This is a genomic window from Collinsella sp. AM41-2BH, assembly GCF_003468085.1.
Taxonomy (GTDB): domain Bacteria; phylum Actinomycetota; class Coriobacteriia; order Coriobacteriales; family Coriobacteriaceae; genus Collinsella.
In genome coordinates this window covers 254496-269842 of record NZ_QSGH01000001.1, presented here as the reverse complement: position 1 = coordinate 269842, position 15347 = coordinate 254496, and the positions used below count along the sequence as shown (strand labels likewise).

Genomic DNA, 15347 nt, shown 5'->3' with positions numbered 1-15347 from the left:
ATCGCAACGATGGGCGGCCTTGTCATTTGCCAAGCCTCAGAGGACAAGAAAATCTACCATTTCTGCCCCGTCCCCCAATAGCAGGTGGGGCTAGATGACGTAGTCGTAGCCCTCGTTGGGGGCAACGAGCGTATCGAGTGTCACGCCGTCGAGGTAGTCGTTGATGAGCTTGTCCAGGTTCTTCCAAACATCGAGTGTAGGACACTCATCAGATCGCGAGCAACCTTTGCAGTCGCCGTCCAGGCATGCGACCGGTGCTAGGCTACCCTCGGTCAGGCGCAGGATCTCGCCCACCGTGTACTGCTCGGGCGGGCGCGTGAGCACGTAGCCGCCGCCCTTGCCGCGCATGCCCGAGAGCATATTGGCGCGCACGAGCGTAGCCAAAATGTTCTCCAAATATTTCTCCGAAATCCCCTGACGCGCGGCGATCTCTTTGAGGGGAATGCGGCCTGCCGCCTGATGCTCGGCCAAGTCGACCATAACGCGCAGGGCATATCTGCCCTTTGTGGAAACCAACATATATATTGCTGCCTTTCGGTCTTTTAATTCGTAGAAATTCTAGCCGAAAAATTGGTTTTGAAAATACCTATTCCCGTCAAGATGGTTAATCGACTCGTAATAATCTTCTATTTCCTATTGCATTACTAGGCTTTAGTGCCTACTATGCTTGCCAACAGCAAAACGAACAACCCATAAGGTTTGTGGGTTTCGTTGCTACACACACCGTAAAACCACACGGTATCCAGTCATTTGAACACTTTGGAGGTTCACCATGAGCAATGTGTACACATCCATTGATCAGCTTATCGGCCACACTCCGCTTCTGGAGCTCACCCACTTTGAGGCCGATGAGGACCTCAAGGCCCGCGTGCTCGTCAAGCTGGAATACTTCAACCCCGCCGGATCCGTTAAAGACCGCGTCGCCAAGAACATGATTGACGAGGCCGAGAAGGCAGGCAAGCTCGTGCGTGGCGGCGACTACACCATCATCGAGCCCACGAGCGGCAACACCGGCGTCGGCATCGCCTCGGTGGCGGCCGCCCGCGGCTACAAGGTGATCATCACCATGCCCGAGACCATGTCCGTCGAGCGCCGCAAGCTGATGCAGGCATACGGTGCGCAGCTCGTGCTCACCGACGGCTCCAAAGGCATGAAGGGCGCTATCGCCAAGGCCGAAGAGTTGCAGAAGGAGACCCCCAACAGCATCATCGCCGGCCAGTTTGTGAACCCCGCGAACCCGGCCATTCACAAGGCCACGACCGGCCCCGAGATCTGGGACGACACCGACGGCAAGGTCGACATCTTCGTCGCCGGCGTCGGCACCGGCGGCACCGTGACCGGCGTGGGCGAGTTCCTCAAGGAGCAAAACCCCGAGATTCAGGTCGTCGCCGTCGAGCCCGCCACCTCCCCGGTGCTCTCTAAGGGCCAGGCCGGCCCGCACAAGATCCAGGGTATCGGTGCCGGCTTTGTGCCCGACGTCCTCGACACCCAGGTCTACGACGAGATCATCCCCGTCGAGAACGACGACGCCTTTGCCACCGGCCGCGCCGTGGGCCACAAGGAGGGCGTGCTCGTGGGCATTTCGTCCGGCGCCGCCGTGTGGGCCGCACTGCAGCTGGCCAAGCGCCCCGAGAACGAGGGCAAGACCATCGTGGCGCTGCTCGCCGACACCGGCGAGCGCTACCTGTCCACGGCACTCTTCCAGGACTAGAGCTCTCGTTCTTAGAACGAGTCCAAGGCACGCCGGTCTCCCCTCTCTTCTGGCAGCCTGAGCTCATCCCAACAGGGTGTCCCACAGGACGCCCGAACTTGCTACAATGTCTGCGGCGCGGAACCAGCCTCCCGCGCCGCTTTTCTTTTTTGGCCACATGCCACCAAGGAGAACCTCCCCATGCACAACAAGCGCGTGCTCGTCGCCATGAGCGGCGGCGTCGATTCCAGCGTGACCGCGTATCTGCTCAAAAGTCAGGGTTACGAATGTGTCGGTGCCACCATGCGCCTCACCTGCCCCGCGCCCGATCCCACCACGGGCATGAGTAAGGTCGACCGCGACATCGCCGATGCAAAGGCCGTCGCCGAGCGCCTGGGGATACCCCATCACGTGCTCGACTTGCAGCAAACCTTCGACCGCAACGTTGTCGAGCGTTTTATGAACGCCTACCAGGAGGGGCTGACGCCCAATCCGTGCATCATCTGCAACCGCCATATTAAGTTTGGCGCGTTGCTGGATGCGGCGCTGGATATGGGCTGCGACTACATCGCCACAGGCCACTATGCCAAAACGAGCCAGGCGCCCGACGGCACCTGGCAGCTGCATCGCGGCGAGGACCCCAAAAAGGACCAGAGTTACTTTTTGTATTCGCTCACGCAGGAGCGCCTGGCGCACACGATCTTTCCGCTGGCAGGCCTAGACAAAGAGCGCGACGTGCGCCGCATAGCCGCCGAGCAGGGCTTTACCAACGCCCAGAAGGCCGAAAGCGAGGACATCTGCTTTATTCCAGACGGTGACTACGCGGGCTATATCGAGCGCCGTTGCGAACATCCCGCTGCACCGGGCGACATTGTGTGGCGCGACGGCAGCGTGGTCGGGCGCCACAACGGCGCGCTGCGCTACACCATCGGCCAGCGCAAGGGCCTGGGCGTCGCGATGGCGCATCCCGTGTACGTAACGGGTGTCGACGCCGTCAACAACACCGTACATCTGGGCGAGGCAGAGGACCTGACGGCCACGGCGCTCACGGCCAACGACTGGATCTGGAGCGCCCCTGCCGACCGCATGGAGGCCGAGCTGGATGCCGGCGGCATCCGCGTGGGCGCCAAGTACCGCTACCGTCAAAAGGACCAGGCAGCAACCCTTACACGTGGCGAAGACGGGCAAATGCTGCTAACTTTTGACGAGCCACAGCGAGCCATCGCCCCCGGCCAGGCAGTCGTCGTCTACCGCGGCGACATCGTCCTGGGCGGCGGCACCGTTACGTCAGCCATCAAATAACAGCTCCCCGCCACCGCAAGTTATAGAGGACGCCCCGGCTGGCATCGCTGCAACAACCGGGGCGGCAGGCTCGATGAGCATTGTCGATGCGTCTAGCGCTGAACGTAGGCACGAACCAGCTCGTAGGTATTGCGCACGCCGTCGATGTGGCTGCGCTCGTAGTTGTGGCTCGCGTACACGCCGGGGCCGATCAGACCATGGCGAATGTCGTAGCCGGCCGAGAGCGTGGCCTCGACGTCCGAGCCGTAATGCGGGTACACGTCGATGGCGTAATCGAGCTCGAGCTCGCGCGCGATGTTGGACAGCGTGGTTACCAGGTCGTAGTTGTAGGGGCCACCCGAATCCTTAGCGCAAATCGAAACCATGCGCTCGGTGCAGCCCAGGTCGTCACCCACGCAGCCCATGTCCACGCTGATCATCTCGCGCGTGTCAGCCGGCACAAAGGCACCGCCGTGGCCGACCTCCTCGTACACCGTAAAGAGCAGCGAAACCTTGCGCGAAAGGGTCACCTCGCCGTCAGCAACGGCGCGGGCCAGACCCAGTAGAATCGACGCCGACAGTTTGTCATCCAGGAAGCGACTCTTAATGTAGCCGCTCTCCGTCACCGTGGTACGCGGATCCATAGCGATGATATCGCCCGTCTGAATACCCAGCTCAAGCACGTCGTCCTTACTGTCGACATTCTCGTCGAGCAAGATCTCCATGTTCTTCTCGATGGTTTTGACCGGCTCATCGGCCACATGCGCCGAAGGCTCGGTATTGAGGACCACACCCGTGTAGTTATTGCCATCGCGCGTATAAACGGTGCAGTTCTCGCCATCGGCCGTAGACCACTGATGCCCGCCGAGCGTCGTGGGACGCAGGCGACCATTGTCCTTGATGGAGCGCACCATAGCGCCCAGGGTATCGACATGGCTCGCCAGGACAAGCGGCTCGCCCTCACCACCAAGCTCAACCAACACGTTGCCCTTATTGGAGCGCTCGGGGCCAAAGCCCATATCGCGCAACGTTTCCATTAGATAGTCAGTAGCCGCACGGGTATAGCCCGTAGGCGAGGCAATAGAAGTCAGCGTCTTAAGCTGGTCAGTAATAAAACCAAGCGTAGAATCCATTTGGGACACCATCCACAACTCCAAAGTCAACATCCCGTAATCAGTAAAAGCCCCAACAACGATACCATCACGCACAAATATTTACCCAGCGAGATGACCCATCGAGCTCTTCCGAACAGCGCCCGCCACGACAACGAGCCGGCGGGCCCCGCCCGTTAGCCCCAGAATCTTTCCGCAGGACAGAAGGAGGCCCCGCCGCACGTAGTGCGCAGCGGGGCCTCCGACATGTCCGAGGACGATTCTGGGGCTAACGGGCGGGGCCCGCCGAACCAGGTTAAGCAGCCGGGCAGATCTTCTTGAAGAGCTCGATGACGTCGTCGAGCGTCGCCTCGCGCGGGTTGCCCGGGAAGCAGGCGTCAGCCATGGCGTCCTTGGCCAGGACCTCGATCTCGTCGGCCTTCATGGCCTCGCAGACATGCGGGATGTTCACGTCGGCGGAGAGCTGCTTGACGGCGGCGATGGCGGCGTCGGCAGCCTCGTCGGTGCTCATGCCCGTGGTGTCAACACCCATGGCAACGGCAACCTTGGCCAGGCGCTCGGCGCAAACCGGCTTGTTGAACTCCATAGCGATCGGCAGCAGCATGGCGCAAGCGACGCCGTGCGGGGTGTCGTAGTGAGCGGACAGGGTGTGAGCCATGGCGTGGTCGATGCCCAGGCCGACATTGGAGAAGCCCATGCCGGCGACATACTGGCCAAGAGCCATGCCCTCGCGGCCGGAGCCGGGCTGACCGGACTTGGCCTCGGCAACGGAGTCGCGCAGGTTCTCGCTGATCAGCTTAATAGCCTCAAAGTGGAACATGTCGGAGAGCTCCCAAGCGCCCTTGGTGGTGTAGCCCTCGATAGCGTGGGTCAGAGCGTCCATGCCGGTGGAAGCGGTCAGGCCGGCGGGCATGGAAGCCATCATGTCGGGGTCGACGACGGCGACCTCGGGGGCGTCGTTGGTATCGACGCACACGAACTTGCGGACCTTCTCGGGGTCGGTGATAACGTAGTTGATGGTCACCTCGGCAGCGGTACCGGCGGTCGTCGGCACGGCGATGGTGAACACAGCGTGGTTCTTAGTCGGAGCAACGCCCTCGAGGCTGCGGACATCGGCGAACTCGGGGTTGTTGATGATGATGCCGATAGCCTTGGCGGTGTCCATGGAGGAGCCACCACCGATGGTCACGATAGCGTCAGCCTCGGCGGCCTTAAAGGCCTCGACGCCGTCCTTGACGTTCTGGATGGTGGGGTTGGGCTTAATCTCGGAGTAGAGGCTCCAAGCAATACCGGCGGCGTCGAGCTCGTCGGTTACCTTGGCGGTAACGCCAAACTTGACCAGATCGGGGTCGGAGCAGACGAAGATCTTCTTGTAGCCACGACGCTGGAGCTCGCCGGGGATCTCCTTGATGGCGCCAGAACCATGATAAGAAATGGTGTTGAGAACGAAACGATTAGCCATTGATAGCCTCCCATCGTGTGCGGGGCGCCCATTACGCCCCACGCTATGAGTCCCATCCTAACGCTTTTGAAACAAAAAATGCATGAGAACGTCAAAAGTGTTAAAGCGTTTCAACATAATAACGGAGCCCCAGTCCTTCCCTCCCGACTGCAGCGAAGGCTAGATTATAGGAGCAATTGCCCAAAGAATACGACCAACTCAGTCTATAAATTGTTTCTTTTTTAGCAATATATGTTTGACAATACGTTTATAAAAGGATACTTTATAGTAATTAATATGCATGCAGCAAATAGTGTCATTCATTTTGTTAGAAATTGCCCATGCGGTTATTGCAGCTGCATGTACTGCAACATACAGCGTAATTCTCCGCACGAAGCAGAAGACGGTTCCAATTCAATCGAGGCGATGACGCGTGAAGGCTACTGGTCCTAAATCGAGCAAGACGGCTACAAACGAATATCGAATCTCAATTGAAGGTAACCCTTATCCGCATGCTCTGGCTCTCGTCAACCCAGCGGGAGACAACCTCAACATCAAAAGACATGGGTTCACGGGTCCACTAGGACAGCTATTGAGTCTTAAATACACCGTTTATGACGATGCAAATGAAAAGCTCTTTACTGTCGTCGACGGTGGTTTTAGTAACATGCCCAGGGTTGCGCTCATCATCGAACACAAGGAAGTTGCGGTGTTCGATTATGGCCTAAACAGACTTGAGATGAAGTGCGTAACGAACATACCGAATTACACAATAAAAGGTAACTTCCTATTTGGAGATTACGATATATTCAGTCAACGGGAAGTGAAGCTATCTTCAGTTAACGTCCTTCAATGTGATAAACAATCGTGCTTTAACATACAGGTTTTGGATAAAGCCGAATTAGCCGCCGCAATTGGAATACCCACAGCCATTGCCCTTCTGAGGGCTCGGATTGAAGAGCATCTCGAATAAATTGCAAAAAGCAGTTCGTAACAACATTCAGGAGCTAGATAGTTTTTTTCTGGCTCCTGAAGCTGTACTACATAGAGATGAAAAATAATGCGGCAAAGGGGCTGTCTCTTTGCCGCATTCGGTTACTTTCGGCAGCCCTCTTTCCAAGCCTCGGCCGCAACCTTCCAGCGAAAACGCAAGTCGCGCTCGCGGTCGATAAACATGATGGCAAACGCGACAAACAGCAGCACGCTCGCCACGACGATGGCGTGCAGGCCCATGCGCTCAATACACCAGTTGCCCAACACGGCGCCAAACACAAAGGTAAAGATCACGCCAAAGTACAGCAGGCCGTTTTCCAAAAAGCCGCGCTTGTGGGTAATGATGTAGTCGTCCACGTTTTGCAAGGCATTACGGAGGTTGCCGATACACATGGTCGTGGCGATGCCGTGTCCATGAATCTTGCGGAAGCTCTCGACCTGCATACCGCAGGCAAACGAAGTAAGGCAGTTGGCGAGCAGGTTGAAATCGCCACCGGGAATAAAACTCACGCCCAGCAAGATGACGGCTTCAAAGAACACCGTCACCTGACGCCAGTGGATCACGCTGCCAAAACGCTCGTGTACCAGGTCGGCAAGCATAATGCCCACAGCAAACGAAACCACAGGGAAGAAGTAACGCCCCGCAAGTGCCCAATTGCCCTCCGAGATGCTCACGCCCACCAGCAGGATGTTGCCCGTCTGCGCGTTGGCGAAAACATGGTCGCGCCCAATGTACGAATACACATCCATAAAGCCACCGGCGAGCGCCAAGATGATGCCCAGCTCAATGGATTCCGATATCTGTTTGGCACGCTGCATCGTCGTGCATCCTCCTTGTTGACGACTCTCTCGTGCGTTGGCGGAAACATAGCCGCCGTTCATACTGTAACCCATTGACAACATGGCGTACGCGCGAGACGGGTTCTCCAACGCGCAGATACACAGTCTGGAAACAAACGGCGGGCGCGGCACCGACACCCGAGACCTCGTGTACTCCACCAGTCTTTTTAGCCCCGTCCTAAAAAGACTGGTTACAATTACGTGCAGCATACAAACACCGGGAGGGATCGTGGCAAAAAAGCCTCAGCACGCTCAGAACAACCAGCGCAGTCAGCAGGGCAAACAGGGCCAGCAGCAAAAGCGCGGCGGTAAGGCACAGGCCACAACCGTCAAGGCGACACCCGTCCGCCCCTGGCGTCCGGGCCGCGACAAGTTCCTCCCCGTCAGCCGCGCCGACATGGATGCGCGTGGCTGGGACCAGTGCGACTTCGTCTACATCTGCGGCGACGCCTACGTGGACCATCCCAGCTTTGGCATGGCCATCGTCAGCCGCGTGCTCGACGCACACGGCTACAAAGTGGGCATTATCTGTCAGCCCGACTGGACCGATCCCGCCAGTATCACCGTGCTCGGCGAGCCGCGCCTGGGCTTTCTGGTCTCCGCCGGCAACATGGACTCCATGGTCAATCACTACTCGGTGACCAAGCATCGTCGCCACACCGATGCCTACACCCCTGGCGGTAAAGAGGGGCACCGCCCCAACCGCGCCGTCACGGTCTACGGCAACCTCATCCGCCAAACGTTCAAGGACGCGCCCATCATCATCGGCGGCATCGAGGCGAGCCTGCGTCGTCTGGCCCACTACGACTACTGGCAGGATAAGCTCAAGCGCTCGGTGCTGCTCGACTCGGGCGCCGACATCCTCATCTACGGCATGGGCGAGCACGCGATCGTCGAGATCGCCGACGCGCTCGACGCGGGCCTGCCCGTCGACCAAATCACCTATATCAACGGCACCGTCTACCGTACCAACTCGCTCGACGAGGTCTACGACTACGACCTGCTGCCCAGCTGGGACGACCTTGCCGCCGACAAGCTCAACTACGCGCGCAGCTTTAATGTGCAGCAGCAGAACATGGATCCCATCACCGGACACCGCCTGGTAGAGCCCTACCCCAACAGCGTCTATGTGGTGCAGAACCCGCCGTCGGCGACGCTCACCACCGATGAGATGGACGAGGTTGCCGAACTCCCCTACGCACGCGATTGGCATCCCGATTACGACGCGGCAGGCGGCGTGCCGGCCTTTGCCGAGATCAAGTTTTCCATCAGCTCTAACCGCGGCTGCTTTGGTGAGTGCTCGTTTTGCGCGCTGACCTTCCACCAGGGCCGCGTGCTGCAGATGCGTAGCCACGATTCGATTATGCGCGAGGCCGAGCTACTCACGCGCGACCCCGAGTTTAAGGGCTACATCAACGACGTGGGCGGACCGACGGCCAACTTTAGCCGTCCTGCCTGCGACAAACAGCTCAAGCACGGCGTGTGCAAGAACAAGCGCTGCCTGTGGCCGAGCGTGTGCAAGAACATGGTGGTCGACGAGAGCGGCTACACGCAGCTGTTGCGCGACCTGCGCCAGCTGCCAGGCGTCAAGAAGGTCTTCGTGCGCAGCGGCATCCGCTTTGACTACACCATGGCCGACGCCTCGGACGAGTTTTTGCGCGAGCTGCTGGAACACCATGTCTCGGGCCAGCTACGCGTAGCGCCCGAGCACGTGAGCGACGCGGTGCTCTCCGTGATGGGCAAGCCGAGCCGCGCCGTCTACGACGCGTTCTGCCGTAAATTTGAACGCCTGAACCGCGAATACGGACTCAAGCAGTATGTGGTGCCGTACCTAATCTCGAGCCACCCCGGTTCAACGATGAAGGAAGCCGTGGACCTTGCCGAGGCCGTGCGCGACATGGGCTACATGCCCGAGCAGGTGCAGGACTTCTACCCCACGCCGTCCACCATGTCGACCTGCATGTACTACACCGGCGTGGACCCACGCACCATGAAGCCGATCTACGTGGCACGCGACCCACACGAGAAGGCCATGCAGCGTGCGCTCATCCAATACCGCAAGCCCGAGAACTACAAGCTCGTGCGTGAGGCGCTGGAAAAAGCCGGCCGCCGCGATCTGATTGGCTACACCAAGCATTGCCTGATTCGCCCCGTGCCGCCGCGCCCGGGCGAGACATCTGCCGGCGGGGGGCATGGCACCGGCAAGAAGGGCGGCAAGGCCCACGGTGGCGTTGGCGGCGCTGGCAAGGGACCCAAAGGCAGCAAGGGGCACGGTGGCATGTCGCGTGCGCAGAACACCGCCGGGCGCAATCGCGCGGCCCAGGGGCGACAGGGCGCCAACGGCGGCGGGCGTCGCAACTAGGGCAGCGGTGCGCTCGCTGCATCCATCCCACACGCGCGGCGCAGCGACCGCATTGCCTCAACGAGGATGACGCCGGCGATGGCGACCGTAATTGCCACGTCGAACGGCGTGTTCACAAACCAGAGCAACGTCATGAGATACGACCCGGCATTAAAGGCGAAGTGCAGCAGGATCGTGTAGCGGAGCTTTCCGGTCGTCACGAGCACCCAACCAAAGATGAGGCCAGCGGCACCCGCGTAGCAACCTTGCACCCAATTCATGTGCATAAAACCGAAGATTGCCGCCTGCAGCACAATCGCCGCGGTGATACCCCACGTGCTCGGGGCCGCCCAGGGCACCATGGCGCCGTCCTGCGCACCCGCACGACGCCGGCGCTTCCAAAGTGGGCGGCACTGCGGATTAAACGCTCGAAGCGAAAACTCAAAAATAATGCCGCGTACCAGCAGCTCTTCACAAAATGGGGCGCCGAGCACCGTAGTCAGGACGGCGAGATAGCTGGTGTCGCCCATGCCTGTTTCCTCGACAAGCTCGCTGTAGTCGGCCGCAGCCTCGGGCAACAGCGACAGCACGGCGTCGGTCACGTAGCCAACGACCACCTGCAGGGCAAGGCCGATCACGATAACGCAGGCGATGCGCTTCCACGCCCCACGCGCTCCCCCGCCGAGCGGATGCGCGCATTGCCGGCGTGCCATAAACGAACGCGGCCACAGATAACGCCACCACAGCAGCGCCATTAAAAACGATGCCGTCTGCGCGACAGCCTGAAGCAATTGAATATCGAGGCCGTCAATCGAAAAGCCCATGAACACCGATGCGACGCCCAGAGCGGAGAACAAAACCACGCTCAGGGCGATATCGGCAGCGACGACGCCAAAACAGGCAAGCGCCCAAATCATCGCATTGAGCATGCCAACCTCCTCAAAACCCGGCACTTAGGGACGTTCCTTAACTGCCGGCAGAAAAGGAACGTCCCCAAATGCCGGCAGTTTGGGACAGTCATTATTGATGAGAATCGGGCGCAGTGCCAAAAGCCCCGTTGGGCGAGATGTCAAACGGGAAGGTGCCGCAGCGATTGAACGCGGCGATAAACATGCGGATGGCGTTGGACGGCGTGGTGCCCACGAGCTGGGTTGCCGCCGCGAAGGCTGCCTTCTCCTCGGGCAAGACCTTCGCGACTACGGGGGTCATGTGTTCTGCCATGGCGCTTCCTTTTTGAAACGACGGTAGTGCGGATAGATGCGGGCCACGCGGCTGGGCGACGGGCTGTGAAGGCAACCCGATTGGCCCGCATCTGGAGTTTGTTTCTACGGCGTTGGTATTACTTGGTATTCCTAAGTATTACCCCGCAGATAGAATACCACACCCGACCCCATGGGGACGAAGGAAAACGGATCATTTTGTTGCTGAGTTAGTATTTAGAGCGTGATGATATCCGAGATATCGAGGGCCTGAGCGTCGGCGACATCGTGCGTGGCAAGCAGGAGCATGCGGCCGTCGAGCAAGTCGAGCACGACCTCGGCGCATGCGTCGCGCGCAGCGGTATCTAAACCGGTAAAGGGCTCGTCAAGAATCACCGCGCCGCCCGGACACAGCAGGGCTCGAGCGATCTCGACACGACGGCGCTGCCCGCCCGAAAGCTCGGCCACGCGAGCATGCACATCGACCCCCGGCACCAGCAAGCGCAACAGGGCCGCAGCACTCGAGGCGTCCACGCGTGCATCGGCGCACACCAGCACGTTATCCAGCGCCGAGGCGGACTCGACCAAGCGTGCATCCTGAAACACCATCGAGCACGGTGCGCACTCCCCTGCCGCAAGGGCAAGGAGCGTCGACTTACCCGCACCCGAGGCGCCCATCACACAGATACGCCCACCCGCGGGCACGTTGAGCACCAGCCCGTCGAGCGCCGGCGCCCAGGGCGCGCGATCGCCCACGGCAAGCGCAAGCTCCGCTGCAGCGCCATCGCCCGCAGCCCTCGCACGCCCGCGCAGCCCATGCCCATGCGCCCGCACGGCCGCACCCCACGCCACGGGCCCCGAAACCCGCAGCAGCCACACCAGCACGCGCTCGCACGCCCATGAGGCGGCAACGACCAGCACGGTCCACGCCAGCAGATCAGCCGTCTCAATCAAAAGCTTCGCCTGATAGATGCGCTCACCCACGGTGCCCACCGCCATGCCGATCAGCTCGGCTGCCACACCGGCCTTCCAGCTCATGCCGATCACGGCACGCGCACACGAAAGCACAAACGGCAGGACTTCGCGCCAGGTATGGGCGCAAAACAGTCGCCAGCCGCGCACGCCATGCAGACGGAACATCTGCTCCAGTGGCTTATCCACCTGCGACAAGCCTTCGACCAGTGAGAAATATACGCCCGGCAGCGCCATCAAAAAGACCGCCGCGATGCTCACACGTGCCGACCCCAACCAAATAAGCAGCAGGACCACCACGCAGGCAACCGGCGTCGCCTTAACAAACGAAAGCGCCGGCGCCACCAAGCGGGCAAACGCCCGCGACCGTACAGAAATCCCGGCCAACAAACCGCCGCATACCGCGGCAAGCGCCAGCCCGCCCAGTATCCGCGCGCCCGAGCCCGCCAGAATCGCCCACGTGCCGGCATCGCATATCAGGCGCAGCAGCGCCAAGGCAACAGCACCCGGCCCCGGCAAAATCAGCGGCTGCGCCACCAGCGCCGCCACCAGCATCCACACGGCAAGCCAAAAGGCGGCGACGGCACCTGCTGCCGACACCGCCTTCATACGCTCTGTCATTTGTCGAGCAAACGCACGCACGGGCTACTCCATGTAGTAGAAATCATCGGCCGGGAGCTTACCGCCCACGGCGCTCGCGTCCGCATCGGCCAGCACCTGCAGGTACCCACAGAGCGCCGCCTTCATATCCTTGCCCGTCTGGCAGACAAGCATGCACCCGGGAATCGCCTTCTCGGCGATCTTGGCGTTGTCCACGATGCCGGCATCGACCACGGCCTGCGCCCAGTCTGCCGGCGCCGCATTGACAGCCTTAACGCTCGCCGCATGGCAGCTCAAGAACTCCGCAACGGCCTCGGGATGCTCCTCGGCAAAGGCACGGCGCACCACGGTCACGCCCGTCAGCAAACGGGAGCCCGTGTCACCCGCGAGCTCGTCCCACACATCGGTCAGGCTCACCGGTGCCGACAGCTTGCCCTCGCTCTTGGCGATGGCAGCGGTCTTGAATGGCTCCGGCAGCACGCCCACGGCGGACGGGTCGGCAAGCAGGGCCGACAGCACCTCGGTGGGTTCGCTCTTAAACTCGAGCGTCACTTGACCGGTCAGGCCCGCGCGCTCCAGCAGGTAGTTCATGACGTACTCCGGCGTGGTGCCCTTGCCCGTCATGTAGACGGTACGACCCGCCAGATCGCCAAACGAGGCCACGCCTGCGTCGCCCGTCACAACGTTCAGCACGCCCAGCGTGTTGATGTCGATGACCTGCACCGCACCCTCGGTCTTGTTGTAGAGCACGCTCGCCAAGTTGGCCGGCACCAGGGCAATGTCGATATCGCCCTGAATGACCTTGGGCACAATCTCGTCGGCCGCGGCGCTGATCGCAAAGTCGAACTCATTGTCCGTCTCGCCATCGGCAGCCTGGTCCATAAACTGCACCAGACCGATCGACGTCGGTCCCTTGAGCGAGGCAACGCGCACCTCGACCGACTCAGCGGCAGCGCCACTCGCCGCAGACCCAGCAGCCGAACCCGCAGAAGACCTCGCCCCCGCAGCTCCGCCGCCACAGCCAACCAGCGCAAGCGACAACGCGCCCGCGGCAAGCGCCGAGGCAAATCCCCGGCGCGACATTTCAAAATCAAACGCGCGCATCGCTAGCACGTCCCCTCGTTAGGCATCGTCCATGCGTGATGGTCGGTATGCAGCAATCCCTCGGCCAGCGGCGACAGCGGCGCACCCAAGAACTCGCGATAGCACGCCTGGACATCGGGATTCTCGTGCGAGAAGCGAATCTTGGCGTTCGCATCGAGGCCCCACAGTACCTGGCCGCGCTCGGCTGCCAGCTCACAGCCGTCATGGATGGGCTGACCGCCGCCACCGACGCAGCCGCCCGGGCATGCCATAACCTCAACGAAGTCATAACTCACGCGGCCGTCGCGAATCGCGTCGAGCAGACGGGCAGCGTTTCCCAGCCCGTGTGCCACGGCGACGCGCACCTTGGTGCCATCGATATCGGCCACGGCTTCCTTCCAGCCGTCCAGGCCGCGCACGTCGGTAAAGAAGTCGGCGTCGGGGTTCTCGCCCGTCACCAGGTAATATGCCGAGCGCACGGCGGCCTCCATCACGCCGCCCGTGGCGCCAAAGATCACACCCGCGCCCGTGCCAAAGCCCAGCGGCGTATCGAGCGGCTCCTCGACCAGCGTGCCGACGCTCACGTGGCTTGCGCGGATCATGCGTACCATCTCGCGCACCGTCAGCGCAACGTCCACGTCGGGCGCGCCGTCCTCGCCCACCATGCTCGACAGCGCACACTCGGCCTTTTTGGCCGTGCACGGCATCACGGACACCACAAACAGGCGCTCGGGCTCCACGCCCAGAACCTTGGCGTAATAAGTCTTGGCGACAGCGCCAAACATCTGCTGCGGCGACTTGGACGTGGACAGGCTGTCGACAAACTCCGGATAGCGCGCCTTCACAAAGCGTACCCAGCCCGGGCAGCAGCTCGTGAACATGGGCCAGCCGCGGCTGTCGCCCTCGCCCTTGGCGGCCTTACCCAGGCGCTCGAGCAGCTCGGAGCCCTCCTCCATAATGGTGAGGTCGGCCGAGAAATCAGTATCGAACACGTACTCAAAGCCCACACGGCGCAGTGCGCAGGCCAGGCGCTCGACGGTGGCCTCCTCGCGCGGAATGCCGAGCTCCTCGCCCCAAGCGCTACGCACGGCCGGCGCGATCTGCACCAGCACGATCTTGTCGGGATCAGCGAGAGCGTCGAACACGGCCTCGGTGTCATCGCGCTCGCGCAGCGCGCCTGTCGGGCAATGCGTGATGCATTGACCGCACGCGACGCAATCGGTCTTGCCGATGGGCGCGCGCCCGCGGGTGCCCACGGCGGTATGCGTGGCGCGGTTGGTCAGGTCCCAAATCCCTAAGCCCTGCACGCTCTCGCACACCTTGATGCAGCGCATACATTTGATGCACTTGTCGTTGTCGCGGATGATGGGAAAGTCGAAGTCCCAGCCCTCGCGCGCCAGGTGCTGCTCGTACGGCAGATAGAAGATGCCCAGGTCGTTGGCGATGGTCTGCAGGTTGCAGTTACCGCTGCGCACGCAGCTCGTACAGCGCGAGTCGTGCTGGGACAGCAGCAGCTGCACGTTGGTGCGACGCGCCTCGCGGGCCTTGGGGCTGTTGGTGTGGACCACCATGCCGTCGAGTACGTAGTTGTTGCAGGCGGCAACCAGCTGGTCGCAGCCCTCAACCTCGACCACGCACACACGGCAGCCGCCGATCTCGTTCAGATCGCGCAGATAGCACAGGGTGGGAATCTGGATGCCGACGGACTTGGCCGCATCCAGGATCGTGGTGTGCTCGGGCACCACGACCTCGCAGTTATCGATCGTGAGCTTGACCATGTTGAGTGCTCCGCTTT

Annotated in this window: 13 protein-coding genes; 4 read left to right on the top strand and 9 right to left on the bottom strand. The window is 61.2% G+C overall.

Translation table 11 applies throughout. The annotated features are described in order from the left end of the window. Positions 1 to 90: 90 nt before the first annotated feature. A complete protein-coding gene (locus tag DW899_RS01240; protein WP_117583966.1) occupies positions 91 to 519 on the bottom strand; it encodes an Rrf2 family transcriptional regulator in 429 nt (142 codons plus the stop codon). A 253-nt stretch (positions 520 to 772) separates the two neighbouring features. Here DW899_RS01240 and cysK point away from each other — a divergent pair, with 253 nt between their 5' ends. Both cysK and mnmA read left to right on the top strand, forming a co-directional pair. Beyond that, positions 773 to 1711, top strand: coding sequence for a cysteine synthase A (gene cysK / locus DW899_RS01235; protein ID WP_055250951.1), 939 nt, complete (start codon positions 773 to 775; stop codon positions 1709 to 1711). Between the two features lie 57 nt (positions 1712 to 1768). After that, entirely contained in the window at positions 1769 to 2992 is a 1224-nt protein-coding gene (mnmA, locus tag DW899_RS01230) for a tRNA 2-thiouridine(34) synthase MnmA (RefSeq protein ID WP_255413309.1), read from the top strand. Positions 2993 to 3084: 92 nt separating this feature from the next. Here the strand turns inward: mnmA and DW899_RS01225 are convergent, their stop codons facing one another. Both DW899_RS01225 and fucO read right to left on the bottom strand, forming a co-directional pair. Further along, the gene (locus tag DW899_RS01225; RefSeq protein WP_117583964.1) at positions 3085 to 4104 is read right to left on the bottom strand and encodes a M42 family metallopeptidase; all 1020 of its coding nucleotides are present in this window, start codon (positions 4102 to 4104) and stop codon (positions 3085 to 3087) included. A gap of 274 nt (positions 4105 to 4378) precedes the next feature. Continuing rightward, positions 4379 to 5545 (bottom strand): lactaldehyde reductase, encoded by a 1167-nt coding sequence (gene fucO / locus DW899_RS01220; RefSeq protein ID WP_022094861.1) that lies wholly within the window; start codon positions 5543 to 5545, stop codon positions 4379 to 4381. 412 nt (positions 5546 to 5957) lie between these two features. Here fucO and DW899_RS01215 point away from each other — a divergent pair, with 412 nt between their 5' ends. Beyond that, complete coding sequence (locus DW899_RS01215; protein ID WP_147329349.1) at positions 5958 to 6497, top strand: hypothetical protein; 540 nt, start codon at positions 5958 to 5960, stop codon at positions 6495 to 6497. A gap of 122 nt (positions 6498 to 6619) precedes the next feature. Here the strand turns inward: DW899_RS01215 and DW899_RS01210 are convergent, their stop codons facing one another. Further along, complete coding sequence (locus DW899_RS01210; protein WP_089572184.1) at positions 6620 to 7336, bottom strand: YoaK family protein; 717 nt, start codon at positions 7334 to 7336, stop codon at positions 6620 to 6622. A 250-nt stretch (positions 7337 to 7586) separates the two neighbouring features. On the opposite strand from DW899_RS01210, the gene DW899_RS01205 reads away from it, so the two are divergent. Beyond that, the gene (locus tag DW899_RS01205) at positions 7587 to 9719 is read left to right on the top strand and encodes a YgiQ family radical SAM protein (protein ID WP_233503843.1); all 2133 of its coding nucleotides are present in this window, start codon (positions 7587 to 7589) and stop codon (positions 9717 to 9719) included. On the opposite strand, the gene DW899_RS01200 is transcribed toward DW899_RS01205, so the two are convergent. The 5 genes from DW899_RS01200 to DW899_RS01180 all read right to left on the bottom strand — a co-directional run bounded on the left by DW899_RS01200 (position 9716) and on the right by DW899_RS01180 (position 15330). Continuing rightward, on the bottom strand, positions 9716 to 10627 hold the full coding sequence (locus tag DW899_RS01200) for a CPBP family intramembrane glutamic endopeptidase (RefSeq protein ID WP_147329348.1): 912 nt from the start codon (positions 10625 to 10627) through the stop codon (positions 9716 to 9718). The two genes, DW899_RS01205 and DW899_RS01200, sit on opposite strands and share 4 nt — an antisense overlap. A 91-nt stretch (positions 10628 to 10718) precedes the next feature. Continuing rightward, positions 10719 to 10919, bottom strand: a complete 201-nt coding sequence (locus DW899_RS01195; RefSeq protein ID WP_117583961.1) for a hypothetical protein — start codon at positions 10917 to 10919, stop codon at positions 10719 to 10721. A 215-nt stretch (positions 10920 to 11134) separates the two neighbouring features. Further along, entirely contained in the window at positions 11135 to 12478 is a 1344-nt protein-coding gene (locus DW899_RS01190) for an ATP-binding cassette domain-containing protein (RefSeq protein ID WP_158566542.1), read from the bottom strand. A gap of 36 nt (positions 12479 to 12514) precedes the next feature. Then, complete coding sequence (locus tag DW899_RS01185) at positions 12515 to 13573, bottom strand: ABC transporter substrate-binding protein (RefSeq protein ID WP_117629576.1); 1059 nt, start codon at positions 13571 to 13573, stop codon at positions 12515 to 12517. A gap of 2 nt (positions 13574 to 13575) precedes the next feature. Beyond that, the gene (locus DW899_RS01180) at positions 13576 to 15330 is read right to left on the bottom strand and encodes a [FeFe] hydrogenase, group A (RefSeq protein ID WP_117584000.1); all 1755 of its coding nucleotides are present in this window, start codon (positions 15328 to 15330) and stop codon (positions 13576 to 13578) included. Positions 15331 to 15347 lie beyond the last annotated feature (17 nt).